At 72.2% G+C, this 26,198-nt stretch carries 24 protein-coding genes and 1 pseudogene; 15 read left to right on the top strand and 10 right to left on the bottom strand.

Going from position 1 to position 26,198, the window contains the following annotated elements; all coding sequences use genetic code 11:
• Window positions 1–197 precede the first annotated feature (197 nt).
• From ABZ374_RS37845 to ABZ374_RS37860, 4 genes are all read left to right on the top strand, one after another.
• Window positions 198–614 (top strand): hypothetical protein, encoded by a 417-nt coding sequence (locus tag ABZ374_RS37845; RefSeq protein WP_360320334.1) that lies wholly within the window; start codon window positions 198–200, stop codon window positions 612–614.
• Between the two features lie 46 nt (window positions 615–660).
• Complete coding sequence (locus tag ABZ374_RS37850) at window positions 661–1,038, top strand: DUF952 domain-containing protein (protein ID WP_360320337.1); 378 nt, start codon at window positions 661–663, stop codon at window positions 1,036–1,038.
• 69 nt (window positions 1,039–1,107) lie between these two features.
• Window positions 1,108–2,085, top strand: coding sequence for a DJ-1/PfpI family protein (locus ABZ374_RS37855; RefSeq protein ID WP_360320340.1), 978 nt, complete (start codon window positions 1,108–1,110; stop codon window positions 2,083–2,085).
• A 4-nt stretch (window positions 2,086–2,089) separates the two neighbouring features.
• Window positions 2,090–2,692 (top strand): DJ-1/PfpI family protein, encoded by a 603-nt coding sequence (locus ABZ374_RS37860; protein ID WP_360320343.1) that lies wholly within the window; start codon window positions 2,090–2,092, stop codon window positions 2,690–2,692.
• Window positions 2,693–2,721: 29 nt separating this feature from the next.
• Here ABZ374_RS37860 and ABZ374_RS37865 read toward each other — a convergent pair whose 3' ends face one another.
• The 4 genes from ABZ374_RS37865 to ABZ374_RS37880 all read right to left on the bottom strand — a co-directional run bounded on the left by ABZ374_RS37865 (window position 2,722) and on the right by ABZ374_RS37880 (window position 8,739).
• A complete protein-coding gene (locus ABZ374_RS37865) occupies window positions 2,722–3,042 on the bottom strand; it encodes a transcriptional regulator (protein ID WP_360320346.1) in 321 nt (106 codons plus the stop codon).
• Complete coding sequence (locus ABZ374_RS37870; protein ID WP_360320349.1) at window positions 3,029–3,637, bottom strand: hypothetical protein; 609 nt, start codon at window positions 3,635–3,637, stop codon at window positions 3,029–3,031. Before ABZ374_RS37870 ends, ABZ374_RS37865 begins: the two co-directional genes overlap by 14 nt.
• Before the next feature lie 1,675 nt (window positions 3,638–5,312).
• Window positions 5,313–6,508, bottom strand: a protein-coding gene (locus ABZ374_RS37875; protein ID WP_360320352.1) for an IS3 family transposase whose coding sequence is annotated in 2 segments (ribosomal slippage) — window positions 5,313–6,280 and window positions 6,280–6,508 — 1,197 coding nt in all. Because the reading frame shifts where the segments join, the coding sequence is not laid out codon by codon here.
• 1,439 nt (window positions 6,509–7,947) lie between these two features.
• A complete protein-coding gene (locus ABZ374_RS37880; RefSeq protein ID WP_360320355.1) occupies window positions 7,948–8,739 on the bottom strand; it encodes an arylamine N-acetyltransferase in 792 nt (263 codons plus the stop codon).
• 464 nt (window positions 8,740–9,203) lie between these two features.
• On the opposite strand from ABZ374_RS37880, the gene ABZ374_RS37885 reads away from it, so the two are divergent.
• The 5 genes from ABZ374_RS37885 (at window position 9,204) to ABZ374_RS37905 (ending at window position 14,177) form a co-directional block, all read left to right on the top strand.
• Window positions 9,204–10,265 carry a MoxR family ATPase gene (locus ABZ374_RS37885; protein WP_360320358.1) on the top strand — a complete coding sequence of 354 codons (1,062 nt, stop codon included), beginning with the start codon at window positions 9,204–9,206 and terminating at the stop codon, window positions 10,263–10,265.
• Window positions 10,266–10,278: 13 nt separating this feature from the next.
• The gene (locus ABZ374_RS37890) at window positions 10,279–12,162 is read left to right on the top strand and encodes a hypothetical protein (protein WP_360320361.1); all 1,884 of its coding nucleotides are present in this window, start codon (window positions 10,279–10,281) and stop codon (window positions 12,160–12,162) included.
• 171 nt (window positions 12,163–12,333) lie between these two features.
• Window positions 12,334–12,723, top strand: coding sequence for a DUF4180 domain-containing protein (locus ABZ374_RS37895; RefSeq protein WP_360320364.1), 390 nt, complete (start codon window positions 12,334–12,336; stop codon window positions 12,721–12,723).
• Window positions 12,720–13,229, top strand: a complete 510-nt coding sequence (locus ABZ374_RS37900; protein WP_360320367.1) for a Sir2 family NAD-dependent protein deacetylase — start codon at window positions 12,720–12,722, stop codon at window positions 13,227–13,229. Before ABZ374_RS37895 ends, ABZ374_RS37900 begins: the two co-directional genes overlap by 4 nt.
• Window positions 13,230–13,376: 147 nt before the next feature.
• On the top strand, window positions 13,377–14,177 hold the full coding sequence (locus ABZ374_RS37905) for an aspartate/glutamate racemase family protein (RefSeq protein ID WP_360320370.1): 801 nt from the start codon (window positions 13,377–13,379) through the stop codon (window positions 14,175–14,177).
• Here the strand turns inward: ABZ374_RS37905 and ABZ374_RS37910 are convergent.
• From ABZ374_RS37910 to ABZ374_RS37925, 4 genes are all read right to left on the bottom strand, one after another.
• Window positions 14,174–14,575, bottom strand: coding sequence for a VOC family protein (locus ABZ374_RS37910; protein ID WP_360320373.1), 402 nt, complete (start codon window positions 14,573–14,575; stop codon window positions 14,174–14,176). The genes ABZ374_RS37905 and ABZ374_RS37910 overlap by 4 nt on opposite strands.
• A 144-nt stretch (window positions 14,576–14,719) precedes the next feature.
• Entirely contained in the window at window positions 14,720–15,496 is a 777-nt protein-coding gene (locus ABZ374_RS37915) for an ABC transporter permease (RefSeq protein ID WP_360320472.1), read from the bottom strand.
• Window positions 15,497–15,555: 59 nt separating this feature from the next.
• Window positions 15,556–16,677, bottom strand: coding sequence for an ATP-binding cassette domain-containing protein (locus ABZ374_RS37920; RefSeq protein ID WP_360320376.1), 1,122 nt, complete (start codon window positions 16,675–16,677; stop codon window positions 15,556–15,558).
• 208 nt (window positions 16,678–16,885) lie between these two features.
• Window positions 16,886–17,584: a PadR family transcriptional regulator gene (locus tag ABZ374_RS37925; RefSeq protein ID WP_360320379.1), complete on the bottom strand. Its 699-nt coding sequence runs from the start codon at window positions 17,582–17,584 to the stop codon at window positions 16,886–16,888.
• Window positions 17,585–17,718: 134 nt separating this feature from the next.
• Here ABZ374_RS37925 and ABZ374_RS37930 point away from each other — a divergent pair.
• A pseudogene (locus tag ABZ374_RS37930) lies at window positions 17,719–18,869 on the top strand (serine hydrolase domain-containing protein).
• Window positions 18,870–18,962: 93 nt separating this feature from the next.
• On the opposite strand, the gene ABZ374_RS37935 reads toward ABZ374_RS37930, so the two are convergent.
• Complete coding sequence (locus ABZ374_RS37935; protein WP_360320382.1) at window positions 18,963–19,802, bottom strand: NAD(P)H-binding protein; 840 nt, start codon at window positions 19,800–19,802, stop codon at window positions 18,963–18,965.
• A gap of 112 nt (window positions 19,803–19,914) precedes the next feature.
• The gene (locus ABZ374_RS37940) at window positions 19,915–20,409 is read right to left on the bottom strand and encodes an FBP domain-containing protein (RefSeq protein WP_360320385.1); all 495 of its coding nucleotides are present in this window, start codon (window positions 20,407–20,409) and stop codon (window positions 19,915–19,917) included.
• Window positions 20,410–20,509: 100 nt separating this feature from the next.
• On the opposite strand from ABZ374_RS37940, the gene ABZ374_RS37945 reads away from it, so the two are divergent.
• The 5 genes from ABZ374_RS37945 to ABZ374_RS37965 all read left to right on the top strand — a co-directional run bounded on the left by ABZ374_RS37945 (window position 20,510) and on the right by ABZ374_RS37965 (window position 26,064).
• Window positions 20,510–21,076, top strand: coding sequence for a WHG domain-containing protein (locus ABZ374_RS37945; RefSeq protein ID WP_360320388.1), 567 nt, complete (start codon window positions 20,510–20,512; stop codon window positions 21,074–21,076).
• Between the two features lie 246 nt (window positions 21,077–21,322).
• Window positions 21,323–21,853, top strand: a complete 531-nt coding sequence (locus ABZ374_RS37950) for a DUF1697 domain-containing protein (RefSeq protein WP_360320391.1) — start codon at window positions 21,323–21,325, stop codon at window positions 21,851–21,853.
• Between the two features lie 62 nt (window positions 21,854–21,915).
• Window positions 21,916–22,566 (top strand): helix-turn-helix domain-containing protein, encoded by a 651-nt coding sequence (locus tag ABZ374_RS37955; protein ID WP_360320394.1) that lies wholly within the window; start codon window positions 21,916–21,918, stop codon window positions 22,564–22,566.
• A gap of 211 nt (window positions 22,567–22,777) precedes the next feature.
• Window positions 22,778–23,527 (top strand): ABC transporter ATP-binding protein, encoded by a 750-nt coding sequence (locus ABZ374_RS37960; RefSeq protein ID WP_360320397.1) that lies wholly within the window; start codon window positions 22,778–22,780, stop codon window positions 23,525–23,527.
• Entirely contained in the window at window positions 23,527–26,064 is a 2,538-nt protein-coding gene (locus ABZ374_RS37965) for an FtsX-like permease family protein (protein ID WP_360320475.1), read from the top strand. The genes ABZ374_RS37960 and ABZ374_RS37965 overlap by 1 nt, the downstream gene beginning before the upstream one ends.
• Window positions 26,065–26,198 lie beyond the last annotated feature (134 nt).

Below are 26,198 nucleotides of genomic sequence, written 5' to 3' on the forward strand. Positions count from 1 at the left end.
CCGGGCCACGAAGTCTTTGTTTTGCGGCTCCGCCGCTCTCCGCGCTGCGCGCGTCGATCACCGGGGTGGGGCTGGGTCGGGGGCGCTGACGCGCCGGGGGGTGGGCGGGTGGGGGTGTTGGGGTGGGTGATTCGGGGGTGGCGGATACGTTGTGTGGGAGATGGGTGAACTGGTCGGCGGTTCGAAGGGGGAGTGCGATGTCTGTTGTGGCGGGGGACGATGCGGGTGCTTGTCGGGCGGAGATTGTGCGGCTGCATGAGGTGATCGAGGGGTTGCTTACCGGTACCGGTGATGATTTGGCTGGGTTTGCCCTTGCGCATGTGGCGGAGTTCGGCATGGTCGAGCCTGGCGGCGGTGTGTTGTCGCGGTCGGACGTGTTGGCGATGGTCGACGGGGCGCGCGGGGTGGTGCCGGGGTTGCGGATCGGCATCGAGGATGTGCGGGTGGTGGCCTCGGCGGGTGGGTTTGTGGTGGCTTCGTATCGCGAGGTGCAGGTGCGGGCGGACGGCAGTGGGGATGTGCGGGCCGCGACGGTGGTGTTCGTTCGGGATGCCTCGGCGGTGCACGGGTTGCGGTGGCGGCATCTGCACGAGACGTGGGTCGAGCGCTCCTGAGGGTCGGTTGGTCGGTGGGGGCGTGGGTGGGTTTTAGGGTCGAGGGATGAGCGACGAGACCGTTTACAAGCTGGTGGGCACCGACGAGTGGGCGGCCGCGATGCGGCGCGGGGCGTTCGAAGGGGCCGGGATCGATCTGGTGGACGGATACGTGCATCTGTCCACGGGGGCGCAGGTGGCCGAGACGGCGCGTCGGCACTTCGCCGGGCGTGATGCGTTGACGCTGGTCGCGGTGGATCCGGGTGCGCTGGGGCCGACGTTGCGCTGGGAGCCGTCGCGGGGTGGGGACCTGTTTCCGCACGTGTACGGCACGGTGGAAGCTGCTGCGGTGCGCTGGGCCGAGCCGCTGGAACTGCCGGCGACGCCCGATGGCGACACGGTGGCCGAGGCGATTGCACGGGTCCTGCGAGCGCGCGGGCACTGACGACGCGATGGCGTAGTTCGTGGGGTACGTGTCGTGGACGCCACGGGCGACGGGCGCGACGCTGGAGGGGTGACCGAGCGCGAGCTTGTTTTCGTCGTCTTCGACGGGTTCCAGTCGTTGGACCTGGTCGGCCCTTACGAGGTGTTCGCCAATGCCGGCGGATATCGGTGTTCCGTGTTGGCGCGGCGTGCCGGGATGGTCGACTCGCACAGCGCGTTGCCGGTGTCCGCCGGCTTCGGAATCGCGGACGCGGCCTCACAGACGGTGGACACGCTCGTCGTGGTCGGCGGGGCCGGCGTGGCGGTGGCCTGTGCCGACCGCGAGCTGGTGGCCTGGGTGGCGGCGACGGCGGCCTCGGTGCGGCGGGTCACGCCGGTGTGCAGCGGGGTGTTCCTGCTGGGTGCTGCCGGGGTGCTCGACGGGCGTCGGGTGACCACGCATTGGCGGGGCGCCGCCCGGTTGGAGCGCGAGTACCCGGGTGCCCTCGTGGACGTGGATCCGATCTTCGTTCGGGACGGGCGACTGTGGACATCGGCCGGGGTGAGCGCGGGGATGGACCTGGCGCGGGCCCTGGTCGAGGACGACGCGGGCCGCGAGGTGGCGCTGGGGGTGGCCCGCGAACTGGTGTTGTTCCTGCGCCGGCCCGGCGGCCGGTCCCAGCTCGGCGTGCCGCTGTGGGGGACCCGCTCGGTCGGTGATCCGCTGCGCGGCGTGGTGGACGCGGTGACGGCCGACCCCGGCGCACGGCACTCGGTGGCGGACCTGGCCTGTTGCGCCGGGATGAGCGAGCGGCACTTCCAGCGGCGATCCACCGCCGAGATGGGCGTCGGCCCCGCCGGACATGTGGAACGGGTACGGGGCGAGGCGGCTGGCCGGCGTTGGCCGAGGGCGTGGATCCGGTCGAGGCGATCGCGCGCCGGTGCGGATTCGGCACCGGCGAGACTTTGCGGCGCACGTTCCATCGGCATCTGGGCGTCACACCCAATGACTATCCGGAACGATTTCGGTCCACGGGCCCGGTGTCCGGGACGACGAAGGAGGCTGTGACGTTGTGACCGGCTACGGACTGCTGATGTTCGACGGACTCGAAGAACTCGACCTGGTCGGCCCCTGGGAGGTGTTCACCACATCCGCGATGTTGCGCGAGGGCGCGGACACCGTCACCACGATCGCGGCCGATGTCGAACCGGTGCGCTGCGCCAAGGGATTGCGCTTGATCCCGGAGCACACCTTCGCCGAACACCCGCGCCTGGACGTGTTGTTGGTGCCGGGCGGCGCGGGGGTTCGGACCGAGGTGGACAACGAGGCGTTGATCGGGTGGATCACGCGTACGGCGCGGGACGCCGCGTGGGTGACGAGCGTGTGTACCGGAGCGCTGTTGCTGCACGAGGCGGGCCCCGCGCGGGGGCGCCGAGTGGCCACCCACTACACGTTCGAGGACGCCCTCGCGGCCCGTGGTGACATCACCGTGGTCCGCGATGCCCGCTACGTCGTGGACGGCAACCTGGTCACCAGTCAGGGGGTGTCCGCCGGCATCGACATGGCCCTGTGGCTGGTCGGTCGACTGCACGGAGTCGAACACGCCCGCGCGGTACGCCGCTACATCCAGTACGAGCCGGCCCCGCCGTACCTGGCGGACACTCCGGGGGCGTGAGCACGGCGCTGCGGCGCGCTGTGTCGTGGCTATTCCGAGCGGGGCCGCGCCGAGAAGTTGCGCAGGCTGTCCAACTGTTCCCAGTGCTGGGCGATGCGCTCTCGGCCGGTCGTGGTCAGCGCGACGTTCGTGTTGGGCTTCCGGTGCACGAACCGCTTCTCGATCGTGACCAGTTCGGCTTCGGCGAGCTTGGTCAGGTGGCTGGAGAGGTTGCCCTTGGTCAGCCCCGTCGCGCGCTGGAGGAACACGAAGTCGGCGGACTCCACGGTGGAGAGCACCGTCATGAGAGCCAGCCGGCCCGGCTCGTGGATCAGCCGATCGAGGATCGGCCCGTCGCTAGGCGCCGACATCGCCGCCGCCGAGGTCCGGACCCTGGGTCGGGCCGAAGGCGCGCTGGAGTGCCGCATGATCGAGGAGCCCGGTCACTATCGTTGCCACGCCGACGAGCATAAGACCTACGTTGATCCTTCCCGTCGCCCCCACATCGCCCCAGATCGGCAACACGCCGGCCACCGCGAGGGTGCCCCAGACGGCCACGTGATGCGGCCTCGGCCGCATACCGATGGCGTAGGACACGTACATCACCAGCGCGAACACGACGGTGGTGGCGCTGAGCGGCAGCACGACCCGCCAATCCAGATTCACCGCCCCGGCCACCAGCGCCGCCCCCACGGCGGCGCCGGTCCCGGCCCTGGTGCGAGCGCGGCTCGACGGGGTGATGCGCCCGTAGTTCTCGGCGTAGTAGCGGGTCACCCACAGGTAGACCGCCCCGGCGACGATCATCAACCCCCCGGCAGCCCAGGTGACCCAGGCGTGGTCCAACGGCCCCCACCGCATGTTGGTCACCCCGGCGATGATGAACAGAACGCCGGTCGGAATCGAGAGCAGCCCTTTGAGATACGAGTAATCCGCCGCCGCCGCTTCGAGGCTCTTACGATCCATCATGATCCTCCCCCAAACTGGTTTGTGAGACAAACTCTACGGGCGTGCGGGCGGTCTGCAAACAGGTTTGCAGCACAAACTTCAGGCGGTGGGGAGTGCCGACGGCTCACAACGCCAACGCGGCGTGCGTTCGGTTCGCAGCGGCGGCGATGCGCACCCGGTGGGCCGGGCCCGGTCCCGTGGTCGCCGGCGGTCGGGAGCCTTGGGTTTCCCGGCGAGAGTGGGGTGTTGCTCGCCGGAAAGGCACCGGCAACGGCGGAGCGGGAGGGGAGCCCGGTTGGGTCCGCCGGGGAGCCTTCCCGGGTGGGTCGGGTGATTTGCGGCCGGCGGTCGCGTCTTGGTGGGCAGCGGGTGGCTTTGTGCTGAATGGTCGGCGTGGGCTGGTGGAGGTCGGCCCGGTCCCGTGGTCGCCGGTGGCCGGGAGCCTTGGGTTTCCCGGCGAGAGGTGGGTGTTGCTTGCCGGGAAAGGCGCCGGCAACGGCGGAGCGGGTGGGTGCTTGCGTCGGGTTCGCCGGGGTGCCTTCCCGGGTGGGTCGGGCGTTTGTGGCCGGCGGTCGCGTCTTGGTGGGCAGCGGGTGGCTCAGTGCTAAACGGTCGGCGTGGATCGGCGGAGATCGGCCCGGTCCCACGGTCGCCGGCGGTCAGGAGCCCCGGACTCCCCGGCGAGACGCGGGTGTTGCTCGGCGGGAAAGGCGCTGGCAACGGCGCAGCGGGAGGGGAGCCCGGTGAGGTCCGCCGGGGAACCTTTCCGGGTGGGTCGGGCCGTTTCGGCGGGCGGTGGGGGTGTGTGGTGGCGGGGAGAGGAGGAGAAGAGCGGGTCGTGAGTGGGCGGTTCCGGTTGCCGGAGTGCGGAATCCGGCCCCCCGACACGTGCTCTCGCGGCCCGGTCACGTAAAACCCCAGGTCAGTGGACGCCCGGGTCCGGGAAGCCGTCTCGGGGTCCGGGTCGTGACCCTGCCGGGCTTGCGGACGGCTTTCCGCCCGGCGGTGCCGACCGGAAATGCCCACCGAGGGTCACGGCCCGCGTGGAATCCGCCGCCGGGGTGCGCAACCCGGCCTTCGGCACCTGCTGTTGCCGGTCTGTCGGGCAAAATCGCAGGTCAGGGGTGGCCATGGGTGCGGGAAGGCGTTTCGGAGACCGGGTCGTGACCCTGCCGGGCTCGCGGACGGCTTTCCGCCCGGCGGTGCCGACCCGAAACGCCCACCGAGAGCCATGACCCGCGTGAAATCCGCCACTGGGGTGCGCAACCCGGCCCTCGGCACGCACTCTCACCGGCCGGTCCCACAAAACCGCAGGTCAGTGCGAAACAGCGGGCCCGAAGGCGTCCCGCGATCCGGATCGAGACCTGCCCCACCCACCGCAGGCCCTTCCACTCACCCCGAAACGCCCGCCGAAACGGCCCGGCCCACTCGGGAAGGCTCCCCGGCGGACCTGACCGGGCTCCCCTCCCGCTCCGCCGTTGCCAGCGCCTTTCCGGCGAGCAACGCCCGTGTCTCGCCGGGAAACCCAAGGCTCCTGACCGCCGGTGACCGTGGGACCGGGTCGATCTCCGCCGGTCCACGCCGACCGTTTAGCACTGAGCCACCCGCTGCCCACCAAGACGCGACCGCCGGCCACAAACCACCCGACCCACTCGGGAAGGCTCTGAGGTTTCCCCTGAATTATGGACACCGGTTTTCATGCCGCGAGTGTCACCGTGGCGGTCTCGTCGGTTCGAGGTCGTTGCTCGAAGGCGATGGGGCTGAGGTGGCCGAGTGTGCTGTGGCGTCGGTGGTGGTTGTAGAAGGCGATCCAGCGGAACACGTCGATCCGGGCCTGCTGTTCGTCCGCCCATTTCCTGCCGTGGAGAACTTCGCGTTTGCACGTCGCGAAGAAGCTCTCGGCGGCTGCGTTGTCGTAGCTGGATCCGACCCGTCCCATCGATCTGCGGACGCCGTGGCGTTCGCAGGCGGCCGCGAAGTCGGCGGAGGTGTATTGCGATCCGCGGTCGGAGTGGAAGACCACCCCGGCCACGTTCCCGCCCCGGGTGCCGACGGCCGCCTCCAACGCGTCCACGACCAGTCCCGCCCGCGTGTGGTCGGCGATCGACCAACCGATCAACCGCCGGGAGTGCAGATCGATCACGGTGGCGAGGTAGAGCCACCCGTCGCCGACCGGCAGGTGGGTGATGTCGCCGACCCATTTCGTGTCGGGAGCCTTCGCGGTGAAGTCGCGGCGGACCAGGTCCGGGGCCGCTCTCGCGGACCGGTCGACCACGGTGGTGCGCACGCGTCTGCGCAGGTGACGGCCCACGATCCCGGCCTCGCGCATCAGACGGGCGACACGCTTGCGGTTGATCGTGTGTCCGCTCGCGCGCAACTCGGCGGTGATCCGGGGGACGCCGTAGGTGTGGCGGGAGGCGGTGTGGACGACGCGGATCCGTTCGACGGCCTCGACGTCGGCCGCGACCCGTGCCCGGCGGGCGGTGTCCCCGGCCGACCACGCGTAGTAGGAGCTGCGGGACACGCCCAGCACCCGGCACAACCGCTGGACGCCGAACTCGGCGCGGTGGGCGGAGATGAAGGCCCAGCGGAGGCGTCTCACTTCATCTCCCGTGCGAAATACGCGGCGGCCCTGCGCAGGATGTCCCGCTCGAGCTGCCACTCGCGCTCGGCCCTGCGCAGCCGGGCGAGCTCCGCGCGCTCGACCGTGGTCAGCCGGTCGGCGCGCTCGCCCTCGTCGGCCTCCGCCTGACGCACCCAGCCGCGCAGGGTCTCCCCGTTGACCCCCAACTCGACACCGATCACGTCGAACGAGCGGCCCTCCCCCTCCGCACGACACGTCGCGATCGCATCCCGCTTGAACTCATCCGTGAACTTCCTCGGACGTCCCACCTGAACATTCCCTTCCTGGACCCCACGATCCAAGTGTCGGGGTGTCCATCATCAGGGGGAAACCTCAGCTCCCCGGCGAACCCGACAAAAGCGCCCTCCCGCTCCGCCGTTGCCAGCGCCTTTCCCCGCAGGCAACGCGCGCGTCTCGCCGGGGAGTCCAGGGCTCCCGGCCACCGGTGACGGTGGGACCGGGCTGATCTCCACCGGCCCACGCCGACCGTTTAGCACAAGGCCACCCGCGCCCAACCCGACCAAGACGCATCCGCCCGCCGCGAACGCCCGGCCCCCTCGGGAAGGCTCCCCGGCGAACCCGACGAAAGCACCCTCCCGCTGCGCCGTTGCCAGCGCCTTTCCGGCGAGCAACGCCCTTGTCTCGCCGGGGAGTCCGGGGCTCCCGGCCGCCGGTGACCGTGGGGCCGGGTCGATCTCCGCCGGTCCACGCCGACCGTTTAGCACTGAGCCACCCGCTGCCGACCAAGACGCGACCGCCGGCCGCAAACCACCCGACCCACTCGGGAAGGCTCCCCGGCGAACCCGACGAAAGCGCACTCCCGCTGCGCCGTTGCCAGCGCCTTTCCGGCGAGCAACGCCCGTGTCTCGCCGGGGAGTCCGGGGCTCCCGGCCGCCGGTGACCGTGGGGCCGGGTCGATCTCCGCCGGTCCACGCCGACCGTTTAGCACTGAGCCACCCGCTGCCGACCAAGACGCGACCGCCGGCCACAAACCACCCGACCCACTCGGGAAGGCTCCCCGGCGAACCCGACGAAAGCACCCTCCCGCTGCGCCGTTGCCAGCGCCTTTCCGGCGAGCAACGCCCGTGTCTCGCCGGGGTGCCCAGGGCTCCTGACCGCCGGTGACCGTGGGACCGGGTCGATCTCCGCCGGTCCACGCCGACCGTTTAGCACAAAGCCACCCGCTGCCGACCAAGGTGCGACCGTCGGCCGAAAGCGCCCGGCCCACTCGGAAAGGCTCCCCGGCGAACCCGACGAAAGCACCCTCCCGCTGCGCCGTTGCCAGCGCCTTTCCGGCGAGCAACGCGCTCATCTCGCCGGGGAGTCCGGGCTTCCCGGCCGCCGGTGACCGTGGGACCGGGCCGATCTCCACCAGCCCACGCCGACCGTTTAGCACTGAGCCATCCGCTGCCCACCAAAACGTGACCGCCTGCCACAAATCACCCGACCCACTCGACAAGGCCCCGGCGAACCTCACCGGGCCACCCACCCACCTCGCCATTGCCGGCCCCCGGCGCCCCGCACGGGGGCCATACCCCGCCTGTGCCGCTTTTCGCCCCATGCCATGTCGTGCAGCGCTCCGGGCCGGCCCGCCTCTGCGTCGGCTGCGCTTTGACCCCCGCCAGGCCGACCCGGGCCTCTGGGCATTCCGGGACCTGGGCGTTTGGCGGCAGTGTCGTTGTCGGCCCGGCCCCCGCCCCGGCCCCGGTCAGGGGGCGGTGGTTGGGATTTGGGTGGGGCGGGTTGGGGGGTGGGGGAGGGTGATGGCGAAGTGGGTTTGGTAGGCGGACAGGAGGGCCTTGTCGTCGGGGAGGGGTTCCTCGTGGCGGTTGGTGCCGGTGGTGTGGATGAGGGTGCGGTTGGTGATGGTGATGCGGCCGTCGGGGGTCGGGCGGGAGCACAGGGGGGCGCGGGTGAAGTGTGATGTGGGCGAGGTCTGATGCCACCAGCAGCCGGCCGCGAAGTCGCGCAGGTCGCGTGGTCGTGGCTCCAGGCGGTATTGGGGTCGGCCGTCCTGTAGGACGTCGAGTTCGCCGTACTCGCCCTCGACGATGCGGAACACCCCGCCGGGGTCGTGCTGGTCGGTGTGCAGGTCCAGGCGGATCGGGTGGTGGGTGAACCGGCCGAAGCCGACGTCGACGAGCCATGGTTCGTCCAGGTCCACGCGCAGCGCGAGATGGTCGAACGGGATGCCCAGGCGACCCTTGTCGTCGTAGGTGCGCGCCGCGAGCAGGGTGACCCGGTAGCCGAGGGACCGCAGCAACGCGGCGAACGCGCCGCCGAGTTCGTAGCAGAAGCCGCCGCGTCGGCGGTCCAGGAGCTTGGCCAGGAGCGCCTCTTCGGCGAGTTCGACGGGCCGGCCGAGGTGGATGTCGAGGTTCTCGAACGGCACCGCGAGCAGGTGCCGCCACTGGAGGTCGGCCAGGGCCGCCGCGTCGGGACGCGCGGGGCGAGCGGCGTCGATGAGGGCGAGGTAGGTTTCGGCGCGGTCGTGGTCCACCGTGTCTCCGTGCTGTGATGCCCGGTGCGTGCACGATGCGTGCGCGGTGTGCGCGGTGTGTGCGCGGTGCACGCGATGCCGGACGTTGTGTGCGTGCCGCCGGGTAGGTCGGCTGCCCCTCATCATGCCGATGCCCGAGCATGCGTCCGGACCGGGGTGGTCGCCGCCGAGGCGTTTCGTCGACCGGAGACGTTTCGCCGACTCTCCGACGGAGGGGGCGCGTTCCCGGGACCGCGATGCGGACCCCGCGCTTCGAATCGTGGGCGGGTCACGGGCGGATCCGCCCCCACCCGCAGGCCCCACCCGCAGGCCCCGCTCCCGCCCGTCCGCGCCTCGGCCGGAGCCGAAAACTGGGCGACAGGTTCCGCGTTCAACGGCATCATTCGGGAGCCGGCCGCCGCTGTTCCCTTCGGTGGTGTTTGCCGGTCCGACCTCCGTTTCCGTGTCATGGCCGAAAGGTTGCCGTGCAGGCCGCCCATACGATCACCCCCGCTGCCCTGCCCGAAGTCCTGTTGCATACCGCGCTGGTGCGGCCCGTGTTCGTGTGGGGAGCGCCCGGGATCGGGAAGTCCTCGTTGGTACGGGACTTCGCGCAGTCCCTCGGGCTGGAGTGTGTGTCGTTGCTGGGCACCCAACTGGCTCCCGAGGACCTGATCGGCGTACCGCAGATCGTCGACGGGCGCAGCCGGTTCTGTCCGCCCGAGCAGATCGCCCGGGACGAGCCGTACTGCCTGTTCCTCGACGAACTCAACGCTGCCTCACCCGACGTGCAGAAGGCGTTCTATTCACTGATCCTGGACCGCCGGATCGGCTCCTACACGCTCCCGGCCGGCTCCGTGGTGATCGGCGCGGGCAACCGGGCGAGCGACAACGCGCTGGCCCGGCCGATGTCCTCGGCGCTGATCAACCGCCTGGTGCACATCCACCTGCGCGCCTCGGTCGACGACTGGTTGACGTGGGCCCTCGGGAACGGCATCCACCCGTGGATCCTGGACCACGTGCGGGCCCGACCGGACCACCTGTGGAGCCTGCCGCCCAAGACCGAGGAGGCGTTCTCCACACCGCGCGCGTGGCACATGCTCTCCGACGGGTTGTACTCCTTCGGTCCGGACGTCACCGACGAGCACGTGCGGCTGCTCGCGCACGGCACGCTCACCCCCACCCATGCCGCCGCGTTCCTGGGCTTTCTCAAGACCGTGCGCAACGCGTACGGGCTGGACGCCATCGTCAAGGGCGACGCCCGCTGGCCGGCCGCGCCCGCCGACCGCGACCTGCTGTTCTTCCTCGTGGAGAGCTTCCGCGCCCGACTGGCCAAGGATCTGCCCGCGGACCGTCGGCACGTCTCGCCCGCACTGCGCGAATTCGCCTTCCGGGCCAAGGCCCTCCTGGTCGAACTCGCCGAGATATCGCTGGAGATGGCCCAACTCGTGATCGCCGAGGACACCGCCGGCGGCGCCCCGCTGCCCGCGTGGTTCCTCGTCGAGACCGCCCGCGACCTGCCGCGCCTGGTCGGCGCGCGGCGCTGAATCGGCCGCGCCGATGTCCGCCCGCCGGGCCCGCAACCCCGCCGCAGACCACGAGGAACGGGCCCGAAAAGCACGCGAAGCCGGTTGGCGGGCGGCCTGCGTCGCACCCCTGGACATCGTCGCGCGACAGGTCCGCCACACCTACGCCGCACACGACGCGGGCGCGCTGGGACACGTCACCGAATATGGCACCCTCGTGGTCGACCGACACCGCTACGTGCCGCCCCTGACCTGGTCCCGCGTCTACACCCACCTGCTGATGCACCTGGCGATGGGCCACCTGGACCAGGACGCCCTCGCCGAGGTCGGCCTGGGCGATCCGGACGCCGAGATCGACGCCGCCTACAACACCGCGTGTTGTGTCGCGGTGCACCGCTTCGCCGAGGGCCTGGGCCTGGGCATCGGCACGCCCCTGGCCGAACTGCCCGACCTGCCCGTCGGCAACGAGCGCGAACTCACCGAGCGTTGGCGCCGCGAAGGCGTCCCCGAGGCGCTGCGCCGGATCGGCACCAACGGCACCTCCCCGTGCATCCGCCGCTCACCGTCCGTCGACCCGACCACCGCGACACGCCCGGACTGGCCCGCAGTGCTGGCCCGCGGCCTGGTTCGGATGGTCGCCGCCTCGCTCGACTCCGCCGCCGGCGAGCACGGCCGCCGGACCGCGCGCCCCGACGGCCCCTGGGACCGGGCACTGTCCTGGTTCGTCTCCTCCTATCCCCTCCTGGGCGCCCTCGCCGCCGGCCTCACCCTGGTCGCCGACGCCGAACTGGCCCGCTCCTGGGACATCACCATCGCCGCCGTCGACGCCGAGCACGGCGAGATCTACGTCAACCCGCACGCCGGCCTGAGCATCGAGGAGTGGCGCTTCGTGCTCGCCCACGAGATGTTGCACGCCGCGCTGCGCCACGACCGCCGGCGCGAGCACCGGGACGCCCACCTGTTCAACGTGGCCTGCGACTACGTGATCAACGGGTGGCTGGTGGAGATGGGTGTCGGGGTGCTGCCGGACGGGCTGCTGTACGACGCGCGGTTGGCCGGGTTGTCGGCCGAGTCGGTGTACGACACGTTGACCACCGACCTGCGCCGGGCCCGCAAGCTGCGCACCCCCGGCTCGCGCGAGCACGGCGACATCCTGGGCGACTGGCTCTCCGAACCGGCCGCCGCGGCCCGGCGTTCGAGCCGGCGGACGGGGTCGGGGCCGCTCCCGGGCGCGGGTCGGTCCGGTGGTTCGTTCGTCGACCTGGACGCGTTCTATCGACGCGCGCTCTCCGCCGGGTTGGCCTACCACGATCTCGACCGAGGGCTGTTGCCCGCCGGACTGATCGAGGAGATCCGCACGCTGGAACAACCGCCGCCGGCCTGGGACGTACGACTGGCCCGCTGGTTCGACGAGCACGTGCGTCGGCCGGAGTCGGTGCGCAGCTACACCCGGGCGAGCCGCCGTCAGGCGTCGACGCCCGACATCCCTCGGCCCGGGCGGATCCGGCCCTTGGACGTGGACCGGCTGTGTACGTTCGGCGTGGTGTTGGACACCTCCGGGTCGATGGATCCGGTGCTGCTCGGCAAGGCGCTGGGCGCGATCGCCTCGTACGCCACCGCGCGTGACGTGCCGGCCGCGCGGGTGGTGTATTGCGACGCCGCCGCCTACGACGCGGGCTATCTGCCGGTCGAGGACATCGCGCGCAAGGTGCGGGTGCGCGGGCGCGGCGGCACGGTGTTGCAGCCGGGGATCCGGCTGTTGGAGGGCGCGGCGGACTTTCCTGCGGACGGTCCGATCCTGGTGGTCACCGACGGGCAGTGCGACGTGCTGCGAGTGCGGCGCGAACACGCCTTCCTGGTCCCGGCCGGCGCCCGGCTGCCGTTCACGGCACGCGGGCCGGTGTTCCGGGTCCGCTGAGGCGGGCGGTCCGGGCGGGTGCCGTCCGCGACCGGGGCAGGGCCTTTCGGTCGGGTCCGGTGGCTCGACGGCCGGAATTTCGGATGCGTCGGGGCGGGCCGAGGACCAGACTCGAAGGCAGGCGGCGCAACACACAAGCGCGGCACGGAACCCGGAAGGACATCGCTCGACATGCCCGACAGGCCGGACGCCATGGAAACCCTGCACGACACCTCGGTGTGGATCTGCGCCGCCGAAGGCACGCCGATCCGTACGGTACGCGACACACTCGATCTGATCGGCGAGGCCGGCTACCGGGGCGCGAGCTGGGTCGTCCTGCCGGCGGCGCGCCTGGACCCGGACTTCTTCCGGCTGCGCACCGGCGTGGCCGGCGACGTGCTGCAGAAGTTCGCCGACTACCGGATGCGGGTGGCCATCCTGGGCGACATCACCGAGTACACCGCCGCGAGCGAGCCGCTGACCGACTTCGTCCGCGAATGCAACCGGGGCCGGCACGTGTGGTTCGGCGCCGACCTGGAGGCCCTCACCGCCCGCCTCGCCGAGGAGGGCCTCGCCGGGTGACCGCGGCGCGGGCGCGGGCACATGTCGTCACGCGGAGCATCGACGGGCCGCACCCGGCGGTGGGAAGCCCGGCCGATCGGGTGCACGAACCGCACGGCACGATCACCCGGGCCCGCTGCATGCGGCGCCGGCGCCCCGCGCCGATGGACGACACGCTCCGGGCGGTCCGGGCGGGTGCCGCCGAACCGGCGGGTCCGGCATGCGCCACGGGGGTCCTGCGGCCGGACATGGTGCCGTTCGGCGCCCCCGACGGCGACGTGTACGGGCGGGCCGCCGACGCGGTGCGGGCGGCGGACTTCCTCTCGGTGGTCGGCACGTCGCCGCGGGTGGAGCCGGCCGCTGCGGTGTGTGCCACCGCCGTCGACCGCGGCGCGGCGTCGGCGATCGTCGACACCGAAGCCGCGTCGTACGACGACTTCGCGAGCGATGTGCCGCGTGGTGACGTCGAACCGGTCGTGCCGCGCGTCGTGGCGGCTCCGGAGGCCGGCGGACCGCCGGTCGGGTGAGCGGGCGGCCGGTGGCGGGCACGGATCCGCCGGTCGGGACCGGGTGCCGGGTCGCGACGGCCGGCCCGAGCCGGTGGGCGGTGTGCACCACGCCCACGATCGCGCCCCTGTTCGGGCCCGTGCGCCGGGGCGGCTAGGTTGGACGGCATGCTTGTGGCGTTGATCGATTCCGGGACGGGACTGTTGCCAACGGCGGGGTGGCTGCGACGGTTGCGGCCGGACCTCGACCTGCTGCTGTGCATGGACCCCGACCACATGCCGTGGGGCGACCGCGGCGAGGCGACCATCACCCGACGGGTGCTGGCCGCCGCGGAGCTGGCCGCCGAGCGCGGCGCCGAGGGCATCGTGGTGCCGTGCAACACCGCCACCGTGACCGCCCTGGACACGCTGCGGGCCCGTTGCGAGCCCGCCGTACCGGTGGTGGGCACCGTGCCGGCGATCAAGCCCGCCGCCGGGTCCGGTGCCCCGTTCGCGGTGTGGGCCACCGTCGCCACCACCGCGAGTGCGTACCAGGCCCGCCTGATCGAGGAGTTCGCCGCCGGGCACACCGTGGAGCGGGTGGCCTGCCCCGGCCTGGCCGAGGCGATCGACCGGGCCGATCGACCGGCCGTCGAGGCCGCCATCGCCGACGCCGCGCGGCGCACCCCCGCACACTGCGCCGGCGTGGTGCTGGGCTGTACGCACTACCCCCTCGTCGCCGACCGGATCGCCGCCGCGCTGCCCGCCGGGGTGGGGTTGTACGACAGCGCCGAGGCGGTCGCCCGGCAGACGCTGCGCCGGCTGGGCCTGACCGAGGACCCGGACGCGCCGCCCGGCACGATCGAGGTCACCCTCAGCGGACGCCCCGGCACACTGCCGCCGAACGCGCTCGCCTACCCGCTCGGCCGCGCACTCGCCGCCGGCCGACCGGTGCCCGCGCACACACAGCCGGCCGAAGTCAGGCCCTAGACAGTCCAGTTCCGGGTGGACAACACCAGGTGGTAGCCGTCCGGATCGACGATGGTGACGCCGTACGTGTCCCAGTACGGGTTGTGCGCGGCGGTTCGGGTGCCGCCCGCCGCGACCAGCCGGTCGATCAGCGCGGGGTCGATCGGCTCGCCCAGGTAGAGCACGAACAGGTCCTCGACCGTGGGCGTGGGCGGCAGCGGATGCTCCGGGTCGATGGTCAGCTCGAAGTGCCAATTGCCGCCCGGGAGACCGACCATGACCAGATCCCACTCGCCCGAGACGCGCTCGGTGGTGCGCCACAGGACCTCCAGGCCCAGGCCCTCGACGTAGAAGCGTTCGGCGGCGGCCAGGTCGCGCGAGGGGCGGGCGACTCGTACATGCGTGTCGGTGCTGATCATGTCGGTGAGATTAGCCGGTGGCCGCCGACCTTCGACGACGCACGTCGACCCCGGCTCGGCCGGCCTTCGACGTGCGCCGACCCCGGCTCGGCCGGCCGCCGACCGAGCCGAGCCGAGGCGACACCGCGGCGTACCCCCGCCGGCCTACACCGACTTGCGGTACGCGCGGAACGTGCGCATCGACAACCACACCGCGAACGCGGCCAACCCGACCAGGGCCGCGCCGCGTTCGGCGACCAGGGCCCAGTCGGGGTCGGCACGCATGGCCGAACGGGTCGCCGTCAGTGCCCAGTCGAGCGGATTGAAGCGTGCGACCTCCCGCATCCAATCCGGCATCCGGGACGGGGGCATGAACGCCGAGGACATGAAGGTGAGCGGCAGCAGCAGGAAGGTGTTCAGCGCGATCACCGTCTCGCGTTCGCGTGCCACCATGCCCACCGCGTTGGAGAAGGCGCCGAAGACCGTGCCCAGCACCGAGGCCACCACGATCAGGACCAGGACCCCGGCGAAGCCGCCCGGATAGTGCGCGCCCGCCAGTTTGCCCAGCCCGACCATCACCAGCGACTGGAACGCGGTCGAGCAGCCCTGGGCCACCACGTTCGCGTTGACCAGCGCGCTGCGCCGGAGCGGGGTGACCAGGAAGCGGTTGAGCGTGCCGCGTTCGATCTCCTCCAGGATGCCCATGCCGGCCCACATGTTGGCCGACACCGCGTTCATCACCACGACGCCCGGGATCAGGTAGTCGAGGTAGGTCCCGGCGCCGAAGCCGGGCAATTCGGCTATGTCGCGGAAGAGTTGACCGAAGAGGAACAGCCAGATCACCGGCTGGATCAGGGTGATCACCAGGTAGACGGGCTGCCGCAGGAAGACCCGGAACTGACGGGCGGTCATGTACCAGGTGTGGGTGATCGTCTCGCGCAGGATCGGCACGCTCGGCGGGCTCGGGACACGAGTGGTGCCCGTCGCGGTGGTCGCGGTCGTCATCGCGTCTCTCCTTCGCGGGTGTCGGAAGCGTCGGCGACCTCGGCGTCCTCGACGGGCGCGGCGTCGCCGCCCGCCTCGGCCGGGTTCGTCGCGTCGAAGCGGCGACCGGCGTGCCGCAGGTAGACGTCGTCGAGCGAGGGGCGGGCCACCGTGACCGCGCCGACCCGGGCACCGACGTGGTCGAGGGCGGCCAACACCTCGGGCACCGCGGCGGCCCCGTGGTCCGCCCGGGCGTGCACCGCGCGGGCCTCGACGGTGATCTCCCGAATGCCCGGCACCCGGGCCAGCGCCTCGCGCACCTCGGGCCCGGCCGGGTCGAGCAGGTCCACGTGCACCGCGTCGCCGTGCAATCGGGACTTGAGCTGTTCGGGAGCGCCTTCGGCGACCACCCGGCCGTGGTCCACGATGGCCAGCCGCGCGGCGAGCCGGTCGGCCTCGTCGAGGTAGTGCGTGGTGAGCAGGATGCTCAGGCCCTCGCCGGCCAGCCGGCCGATCTCCTCCCACATGTCGGCGCGGGCCTCGGGGTCCAGGCCGGTGGTGGGTTCGTCCAGGAAGAGCACCTCGGGGTGGTGGACCAGGCCCAGTGCCACATCCAGTCGGCGCTGCATGCCGCCGGAGTAGGTGCGCACCGGGCGGTGTGCGGCCTCGGTCAGGCCGAAGCGATCCAGCAGGTGATCGGCGCGCCGGCCGGGCTCGCGACCGCGCAGGCCGAACAGGTGCCCGGTGAGGATCAGGTTCTCCCGAGCGGTGGCGGCCGGATCGGCGCCGGAGCGCTGGGCGACCACGCCGATGGCCCGGCGGACCCGAGCCGGGTCCCGGGTCACGTCGTGGCCCGCGACCCGGGCCGTGCCGGAGTCGGCGGCGGCCAGCGTGGTGAGGATCTTGACGGTGGTGGACTTGCCCGCGCCGTTGGGCCCGAGCAGGCCGAAGACGGTGCCGGGTGCCACGCTCAGGCTCAGCCCGGCCAGTGCCCGGACACCTTGCGGGCGGCCCTTGACGGGATAGGTCTTGACGAGGTCGTGCGCCTCGATCGCGGGCGCGCCGGTGCCGGCGGGGCCGGTGTGTCCGGGCGTGCGACCGTCGTGGACGGTAGCCGCCGTCCGCTCGGTGTGCTTCATGGTGGAGTGGATCCCTCCGGTCGACATGCGGTACGGCGATGCCGAGTGGCTCGCCGACCTGCGACAAGAGGACCGGGGATACGATGGGTTCGGTGCGCCTCGTATGTGCCGGTCCCTGTTGCCACAGGGTTTCGGTGCGAGGTTCCCGGCCCTCGGGAGCGGTGTTCGAGCACCGCCCGGGGGCCTTTTTCGGTCCGGGATCGTGGATCTACCCGGTGGGGTCGTCGGTGGTGGCCTCCTGATCGTGTTCGGCGGCTTCGGTGGGTGCGAGCTCCCGGTCCGCGGCGTCCATGTCGACCCAGGCCGCCGGGGCCTCGCCGGTGGCTCGGAAGTGGCGCCACTCGGCGACGCCGGAGAGGCTGTCGTCCGCGATCTCGTCGAGCAGACCGCGCACCCACCGCGCCTCGGCCTCGGCCATGGCCAGTTCGTACTCGTTCTCGACCAGGAACACCCTGGGCAGCCGGCCGGTGAGTTCGGCCAACTCGGCGCGCCCGCGGGCGACGTGGGCGTCGATGGCCTCGACCCGACGTTCGAGCAGCGTGCTCACCTGGTCCGGGTCGAGCACGCCCATCAGGGACAGGGCGCCCTCGAAGCGCGGGAACTCGTGCACCCGGACCGACAACAACTCGCCCAGCCACTCGCGCATCTCGGCATCGCCGGCCTCGGTCACCGCGTAGGTGGTGCGCTCCGGCCGGCGGCCCTCGCGGTCGACCCCGGTGGCGGTGATCAGACCGTGTTTCTCCAGGTTGCGGACCACGGTGTACAGCGAGCCGTAGTTGATCTTGATGCTGTTTTCCTTGCCCCGACTGCGCAACACCTGGGCGATTTCGTACGGGTGGCGCGGCTGCTCGGCGACCAGCGCCAGCACGGCGAGTGCCAGTGTGTTGCCGACCCTGCGTCTGGCCACGGCCGCCTCCGGGGAATTCCGATTACTCGTCACCGAATATACGACTGCGGGTAGTCGACGTCCAGGGTGCGGCCGGAATTCGGCGGTGCCCGTCGGGTTTGGCGTCGGTGAAGGTTCAAGATCATGGGGGAAGCATGTCGAGTGGGATCGCGGTATCGGGCAGCGTCGCGGCGGGATTCGAGCAGGTTCGGACCGAACTCGCCGCCGCCCGGGCCGAATTGCCGGACGCGCCGGGGGTGCGGCTCGCGGTGTATCGCGACGGTCGTCGTGTGGTCGACCTGTGGGCGGGGGACGAGGTCACGGGGGACACGCTGGCCCCGGTCTTCTCGACCACCAAGGGCGCCGCGCATCTGGTGGTGGCGTTGCTCGTGCAGGACGGTGTGCTGGATCCGGACCGGGCCGTCGCGCACTACCGGCCGGAGTTCGCCGCGCACGGCAAGGGCGGGACACCCTGCGCGAGCTGCTCGCGCACCGCTCCGGCGCGATCGGGGTGGACGGCGGCTTCACCGTCGCCGAACTGGCCGACGACCGACTGCTCGCCGAACGCCTGGCCGCCCACCGGCCGTTCTGGGAGCCGGGCACGGCGTACGGCTACCACGCCTTCGTGATCGGCGCGCTCACCGGCGAGGTGGTGCGCCGGGCCACCGGGCGTTCGCTCCAGGAGATCTACGAGGAGCGCGTGCGCGCGCCCCACGACCTGGACATGTACCTCGGCCTGCCGGTCGCGATGGAGGCCCGCACGCTCGACATGTTGCCGATGTTGCCCACCCCGGAGCAGCAGGCCCGGTCGGCCGCCCACGCGCCCGACCGATTCGGCCGCACCGGGGTCGCCTTCAACCTCAACGCCGAACCGCCCACCGACCTGGTCGGCTTCGTCAACACCCGTGAGGTGCGCGCACTGGGTCCGGCCTCCTCGGGCGGCGTCGGCAACGCACGCGGGTCGGCCGGGATGTACGCGGCCGCGATCTCCGGGCTCGACGGTCGCCCGGCGCTGCTCGAACCGGGCACCGTCGCCGAGTTCGCGCACGTGCACTGGGGCGGTACCGACCTGGTGACCGGCGAGCACGACCACTTCGCGCTGGGCTTCGAGGCGTTGGGCCTGCGCTACGACTTCCTGGGCGACGACGCGTTCGGCCACAGCGGCGCGTCCGGCGCACTGGCCTTCGCCGACCCTCGGTCCGGCACCGCCTACGCCTACACCCGCCGCCGCTTCGGCCATCCGGGCGGCGCGGCCCCGGAGAACACCCGGCCGGCGGCGGCGGTCTTCCGGGCGATCGGCGGCTGACCCGGACGGCCCGGGGCCGGCCCCGCCCCCGTCCCCGCCCGGATCCCGGGCGGGGACGCGGTGTTCGGTGCCCGCGGGTCCGGTGCCGGCGGATCAGCCGAAGTCGCCGCGGTGCTCCCGGGCCCAGGCTCCGAAGGTGCGGGCAGGGGCGCCGGTCAGGTCTCGGACCGCGGTGGTGATCAGCGGCGTCTCGGGTGCTGCGTCGGCGCCCGCGAGCAGCGCGTCGACGAGGGCCGGCGGGCGGCCGTCGGCGAGCATGCGTTCCCGCGCGGCGGCCACCGGGATCGGCTCGAAGCGCAGCGGGCGCTCGATCGCGGCGCCGATCAGCCGGACCTGGTCGGCTCGGCTGAGGACCTCCGGACCGGTCAGGACGTAGGTGACACCGGTGTGGGCGTCCTCGGTGAGCACCCGGACCGCCGACGCGGCGATGTCGCCTTCGTGCACGACCGGCTTGGCGGCCAGATCCGGGCCGCCGACGGCGCCGGAGGCGCGGATCTGCCCGGCCCATCCGAGTGTGTTGCTCGCGATGGTCTCCGCGCGCAGGAAGGTCCACTCGGTGGTCGATTCGGCGATCACCCGTTCCAGCTCGGCGTGCAGCCCGCTGATCGGGTCGGCCTGGCGGTCGACGTCGTCGCGTACCCGCGCGGAGGAGAGGTAGACGACGCGGCCCGTGTGCGCGGTCACCGCGTCCAGCACGGCGGGCGCGCCGTCGGTGGTGAGGAAGGGCCAGACCAGGAACACCGCGTCGACCCCGATCAGGGCCGGCGCGAGGGTGTCCGGCCGGGCCAGGTCGCCGCCCACCACCTCGACCTCGGCGGGCAATCCGGCCGCCTCGGGACGGCGCGCCAACGCCCGTACCTCGACTCCCGCGGCCAGGAGTCGCCCGACCACCTGCCGGCCGACGTTTCCGGTCGCCCCGGTCACCAGAATCATGTGCAGCCCCTCGTGTCCCGACGAAGGCGGTGGGTCCCGCCTCCTCGGACGATCCTGCAACCTCCAGTGGACGTGAGGTCAAGGTGTTCGGCCCGCGGGCGGCGGGAGCGACCTACTCGATGACCTTGGCCAGGAACGCCGCCAGGTTGCCCCGGGTGCGTTCGATCTGCTCGGCCAGGGTCAGCGACTCCTCGAACCGACCGCCGGGCGCCGGCGCCTTCAGGCCGCGTACATACAGGGAGCACGCGAGGTCGGTGCAGATGTACATGCCGAACGAGTTGCCGTCCCGGCCGGCCTGTCCGGTCTTGCGGGCGCTCATCAGCGAGACGCCGCGGCCCGGGTGCGTGGTCAGGCACAACGAGCACATGCTGCGGTGCAGGTAGCCTCGCTGCTGGGCGGGAAAGCGCAGGGCGAGGCCGACGAGCCGACCCTGGTATTCGGTGACCAGATAGGTGCGATCAGGGGCCCCCGGATCGCCCCAGCCCAGGAAATCCAGGTCGGCCCACGGGCGTTCGGCCAGGTCACGGGGCATGGGCAGGCGCTGGGCCGCTCCCTTGGAACAATTGACGAACGACGTACGGATTACCTGCTCGGTGAGTGGGTCCATGCGGCGGAAACTAACAGTGCCTAGGTATCCTAGGCAAATACCTAGAGGCTCTAGGAAGCGCGGACGGCGCGCTGACGGCGTCTCGAAGAAAGGCCGGCGAGTGGCTCGGGCGGGACTGACGGCGGAACGGGTGACCCGCGCGGCGGCGGACCTGGCGGACGAGGTGGGGTTCGAGAACATCACCCTGACCGCGCTGGCGCGCGGCTTCGGGGTCAAGGACGCGAGCCTGTACTCGCACGTGAAGAACCTCCAGGAACTGCGGCTGGGGATCGCGATGCTGGCCGCCGGCGAACTGGCCGATCGCATCGGCGCGGCGGTCGCGGGTCGGGCGGGCAAGGACGCGCTGATCGCCTTCGCCCGGGCGTACCGGGAGTTCGCGTTGGAGCGCCCCGGCCGCTACGCGGCGACCCAGGCGCGGATCGACCCGGCGCTGCTGGCCACCTCCGAGGGCTACCGGCGCAACATCGAGAGCACCTACGCGATGTTGCGCGCCTACGGCCTGGACGAACCGGACCTGACGGATGCGGGACGGCTGTTGCGCAGCGTCTTCCACGGCTTCGCGGTGCTGGAGGGCAACGGCGGGTTCGGGCACGTGCGCAGGCCGAGCGAGTCCTTCGATCGGGCGGTGGAGGCGCTGCACGTGGCGCTGATGAACTGGCCCGATTGACGCGGCCGGACTGACCCGACCCAACTGAGTCGGCCCGACCGAACCGGCCCGACCGAACCGGCTCGGCGGACCCGGGCCGGGTGGACCGGGCCTGCGCGCCCGCCGCGAGGTCCATGGCGACCGGACCCGCTTCGGCGCGTCTTCGCGCGATGCGGTGGAATCGGCGGCGATCGGTTCGATCATGGTGCGCGGGAGCGGTCGGCGGCCGCCGTACGGGTGGTCCCGGCCGTCGGGAAGGCGAGGTGCGTGGTGACGAAGTACGTGGCGCTGTTGCGCGGCATCAATGTGGGTGGCCACCGGCGGGTGCCGATGGCGGATCTGCGTCGGGTCCTGACCGAGTTGGGATACACCGAGGTCAAGACGCTGTTGCAGAGCGGGAACGCGGTGTTCGAGGCGGCCGAGCAGCCGGCCGCCGATCTGGTCGCGGCGATCGAGGCCGGGCTGCTCGGCGAATTCGGGTTCGCGGTGGACGTGATGGTGCGCAGCGGCGCGGAACTGCGCGCAGTGGTCGCGGCGAATCCGCTGGAGGTGGTCGATCCGGCCAAGCTCGCGGTGGCGTTCCTGAGCCCGGCCGCGGATCCGGCGGTGCTCGGCGCGGTCGATCCGGCCACCTACGCGCCGGACGAACTGCGGCTGGGCGAACGCGAGTTGTATATGTACTTCCCGGACGGCCTGGGTCGGGCGCGGTTGTCGCCGATCCTGGCCCGCAAGCTCGGCGACACGGCCACCGTCCGCAACTGGAACACGGTGACCAAGCTGCTCGCCATGGCGGGGTGAGACCGGGGCGACCGGGCTCGAAACCATTGCACAATTTCCTGTGCACAGATTATTGTGCATGGGTGGCCGTGTCACCGGAACGCCGAGATGTCAGCGAACTCGAAGCGCTGAAGGCTTTGGCGCACCCCCGGCGACAACGGATCCTGCGGGAACTGGAGGCGGGTGGGCCCGCGACGTCCGCGTCGCTGGCCCGGGCGCTGACATTGAACACCGGCGCGACCAGCTACCACCTCCGGGAGCTGGCCCGACACGGGTTCGTCGAGGACTTCGTGGATCCGCACGCGCACGGCCGCGAGCGGTGGTGGCGCGCCGTGCAGCGGGACCTGCGGTTTCCGCCGCGCAGTGAGCAGAGCGAGGAGATCCGGCCGGTCGTCGACGAGATGAACCGCCTGGCCTTCGCGGCCGACCTGGAGGAGTACCGCAAGGCGCAGACCGCGACCGAAGAGGGGATGGACATGCCGTACTCGCGCGGGACCATCCACGTCACGCCGGCCGAATTGGGCGAGTTCTTCGAGGAGTACATCGCGCTCCTCAACCGGTACAAGCGGGCCGGACCGCTGCCGGCCGAGGCGCGCCCGGTGCAGACGCGCTTCCTGGCGTTCCCGACCACGACCGGTGGGCGGGACGACGAACGGGACGACGACGTGCGCGACGGCGCGGCAGCGGCGGGCGCCGAGCCGGACGGCGGTGGGCCCGGAACCGTCCGGCCCTGAGCCACCGATGCCGAGGCCGCGGCCCTGGCATCGACCCGGAAATTCGAGACGCGAGCGCTGCACCCCGACCCGGGCACCGAATCCCGGCTACCGAACCTTTGGCACCGAGCCGTCGATGCGCCATGCGCCGGTGCACGGTTCGGCGACTCCGGCATGCGTTCGGCTTGGCATCGATCCCCATCCGAAGAGACGACAAGGGCGGCACCGCACCATGAGTACGCACGACCAGATACCCGATGCCGTGTCGCTGACCGGCGTCGGGCGCATCCACGGCAAGGGCACCGCAGCGGTCACCGCCCTGCACGACGTCACCGTCGGCATCCGGCGCGGCAGCTTCACCGCGGTCATGGGGCCCTCGGGCTCCGGGAAGAGCACGTTTCTCCAGTGCGCCGCCGGGCTGGACCGGCCGACCAGCGGCAGTGTGCGGCTCGGCGAGACCGACCTGTCCGGGCTGTCCGAGACCGGCCTGACCGAACTGCGGCGCGAGCGGATCGGCTTCGTCTTCCAGGCGTTCAACCTGATGCCCTCGCTGACCGTGCTGGAGAACATCACGCTGCCGCTGCGGCTGGCGGGCCGCAAGGCGGATCGGACCTGGCTGGCCGAGATCGTCCAGCGGGTGGGCCTGACCGGGCGTACCGAACACCGGCCGGCCGAGCTGTCCGGCGGCCAGCAGCAGCGGGTCGCGATCGCCCGCGCGCTGGTCACCCGGCCCGAGGTGGTCTTCGCCGACGAACCCACCGGCGCGCTGGACACGGTCACCGCCAAGGAGGTGCTGGTGCTGCTGCGCGACACCGTGGACGCGATGGGCCAGACCGTGGTCATGGTCACCCACGACCCGGTCGCCGCGTCCTACGCCGACGAGGTGCTCTTCCTCGCCGACGGACGCATCACCGACACGCTGACCGGGGCCGGCGCGGACCGGATCGCGGACCGGATGACGCACCTGGGCGCGTGGGCCTGATGCTCTTCCTCGCCCTGCGAACCCTGCGCGCCCGCAAGGGCGGCTTCGCCGGCGCTTTCGTCGCGCTGGTGTGCGCGGCCGCGCTGGTGACCGCGTGCGGCGCGCTGTTGGAGACCGGCCTGCGCGGCGACATCCGGATCGAGCGCTACGCCGGTACCGACACCGTGGTCACCGCCGACCAGAACCTGCACTGGACCAAGCACAAGAAGGGCAAGACCAAGACCAAGTCGAAGCCGCTGACCGAGCGGGCGTGGCTGGACGCGACCGCCGTGGACACGCTGCGCGCGATCCCCGGTGCCGAGGTGGTCCCGGAACTGACCTTCTCCGCCCACGTACTCACCGCCGGCGGCCGGTCCCTGGACACCGACGGCAACGCGTGGGGCCACGCCTGGGAGTCGGCCCGGCTGACCCCGTTCGCGCTGCGCGAGGGGCGGGCGCCGACGGCGGCCGGCGAGGTCGTGCTGGACGCGGATCTGGCCCGCCGGGCAGACGTCCGGGTCGGCGGCACGGTCACCGTGCAGGCGGGCCGAGCCCCGGGCGGCTACCGCGTGGTGGGCATCGCGGCACCGCCGGGTCGGGACGCGCTGGCCCGGCAGGCCAGTGTGTTCTTCGCCGACGTGGACGCCCGACGGCTGGCCGGACACCCCGGACAGGTCGCCTCGGTGGGCCTGTTCGCCGCGCCCGGCGCGGACCCGGGCACGGTGCGCGCGGCGGCCCGGAAGGCCCTGGCGGGCACCGGCGCGCAGGTGCGGACCGGTACCGATCGTGGGCCGGCCGAGTTCCCCGCCGCGGCCAAGGCGCGGGTGACCCTGGTCAGTCTGGGCGGCGCGCTCGGCGGCACCTCGCTGCTGGTCGCGATCCTGGTCGTGGTGGGCACGTTCGCGCTGTCCATCCAGCAACGCCGGCGCGAGATCGCGCTGTTGCGCGCGATCGGTGCGACGCCTCGGCAGATCCGCCGGATGGTGGGCCGCGAGGCACTGGTGGTGGGTCTGATCGCGGGCGCGCTCGGTGCGTTCGCCGGGCTGGGGCTGGCCCGTTGGCTGCACGGACGGTTCGTCGCGTTCGGCGCGATGCCGGACACGCTCGCCCTGAAGCTGAGCCCGATCCCGCTGATCGGCGCGGTACTGCTGACGCTGCTCGCGGCCTGGACGGCGGCGCGGGTGTCGGTACGGCGGGCCGCGCGGGTGCGACCGACCGAGGCGTTGGCGGACGCGGCGATCGAGCGGCCCGGGCTCGGTGTCGCGCGCACGATCGGCGGGGTGCTCGCGGCGCTGGGCTACGGCGTACTCCTGCTGGTGTTGAGCACGCTGGACACCGAACCCAAGTCCACGCCGGTCACCTTCCTGACGGTGATCCTGGCCGCCGTGGCGATCGCGCTGCTCGGACCGCTGCTCGCCCGGGCGGCAACGGCGGTACTGGGCCTGGTGGTCGGGCGGCTGTCGCCGATCAGCGGGTTCCTGGCGGCGCGCAACGCACGGGCCGCGGCCGAACGGGTGGCCGCGGTGGTGACCCCGTTGAGCCTGGCGGTGGCGATGGCGTCCACCATCCTGTTCACCCAGACCACGGCGAGTCATGCCGCGGGGGAGCAGGTGAAGGCGGGCACGTTGGCCTCGTACACGCTGGTCGCGAAGCCCGGCGTGCCGGGGCGGGCGGCGGAGGCGGCGCGGGCGGTGCCCGGGGTCGAGGTGGTCACCGAGGTCCTGCACACGCTCGTTCGGGCGGGCCGGGACAAGTTCGCGGCTCAGGGAGTCACCCCGCAGGGCGTGCAGCGCACACTCGACCCGAAGACCCGGTCCGGCTCGTTCGCGGCGCTCGCCGACGGGACGGTCGCGGTGAGCGAACTCGCGGCCAGGACCAAGGGGGTCGGCGTCGGCGACGATCTGCGGATCACCATGGGCGACGGGGTCGTGGTCACCCTGAAGGTGGTCGCGGTGTACGAACGCGGCCTGGGGTTCGGTGATCTGACGCTGCCTCATGCGGTGGTGGCGGCGCACGTGGATCGGCCGGCGGCCGAGGCGGTGCTCGTTTCCGGTACGGCGGCGTTGGCGCGGGAGTCGTTGCAGCGGGCGATGGGCGAGTTCCCCGGGGTCCGGGTGCTGGATCGGGGCGAGGTCGAGCAGGCGCGTCGGGACCGGGCGGGCACCCAGGCCCAGGTCAACTATGTGGCGATGGGGCTGATCATCGCGTTCACCGGGATTGCGGTGGTGAACACGTTGGTGATGGCGACGTCGGCGCGGCGGCGGGAGTTCGCGCTGCTGCAACTGGTGGGGACGACTCGGCGCCAGGTGCTTCGGATGCTTCGCTGGGAGACCGGGGCGGTGTTGTTGTTGGCTGCGGTGTTGGGGTCTCTGGTCGCCTACGCGACGTTGACGGCCTACAGCGTGGGGATGACCGCGCGTGCGGCTCCGTATGCGCCGCCGTTGACGTATGCGGCGGTGTTGGTTGCGGCGACGGGGTTGGCGTTCGTGGCCACGGTCGTGCCGGGGCGCGTGGCGTTGCGGGGGAATCCTGCGGACATGATGGGGTTGCGGGACTGAGGTGGCCTCGGGCGCCGGCGGGGCTGGGTTGCCTGGCCTTCGGCCGAGGCCGCCTCAAGCGCCGGCGGGGCTGGTTCGCCTCAAACGCCGGCGGGGCTGGGTGGCCTCGGTCGAGGTTGGTCAAGCGTCGGTGG

Source organism: Embleya sp. NPDC005971 (assembly GCF_040629175.1).
Lineage (GTDB): Bacteria > Actinomycetota > Actinomycetes > Streptomycetales > Streptomycetaceae > Embleya.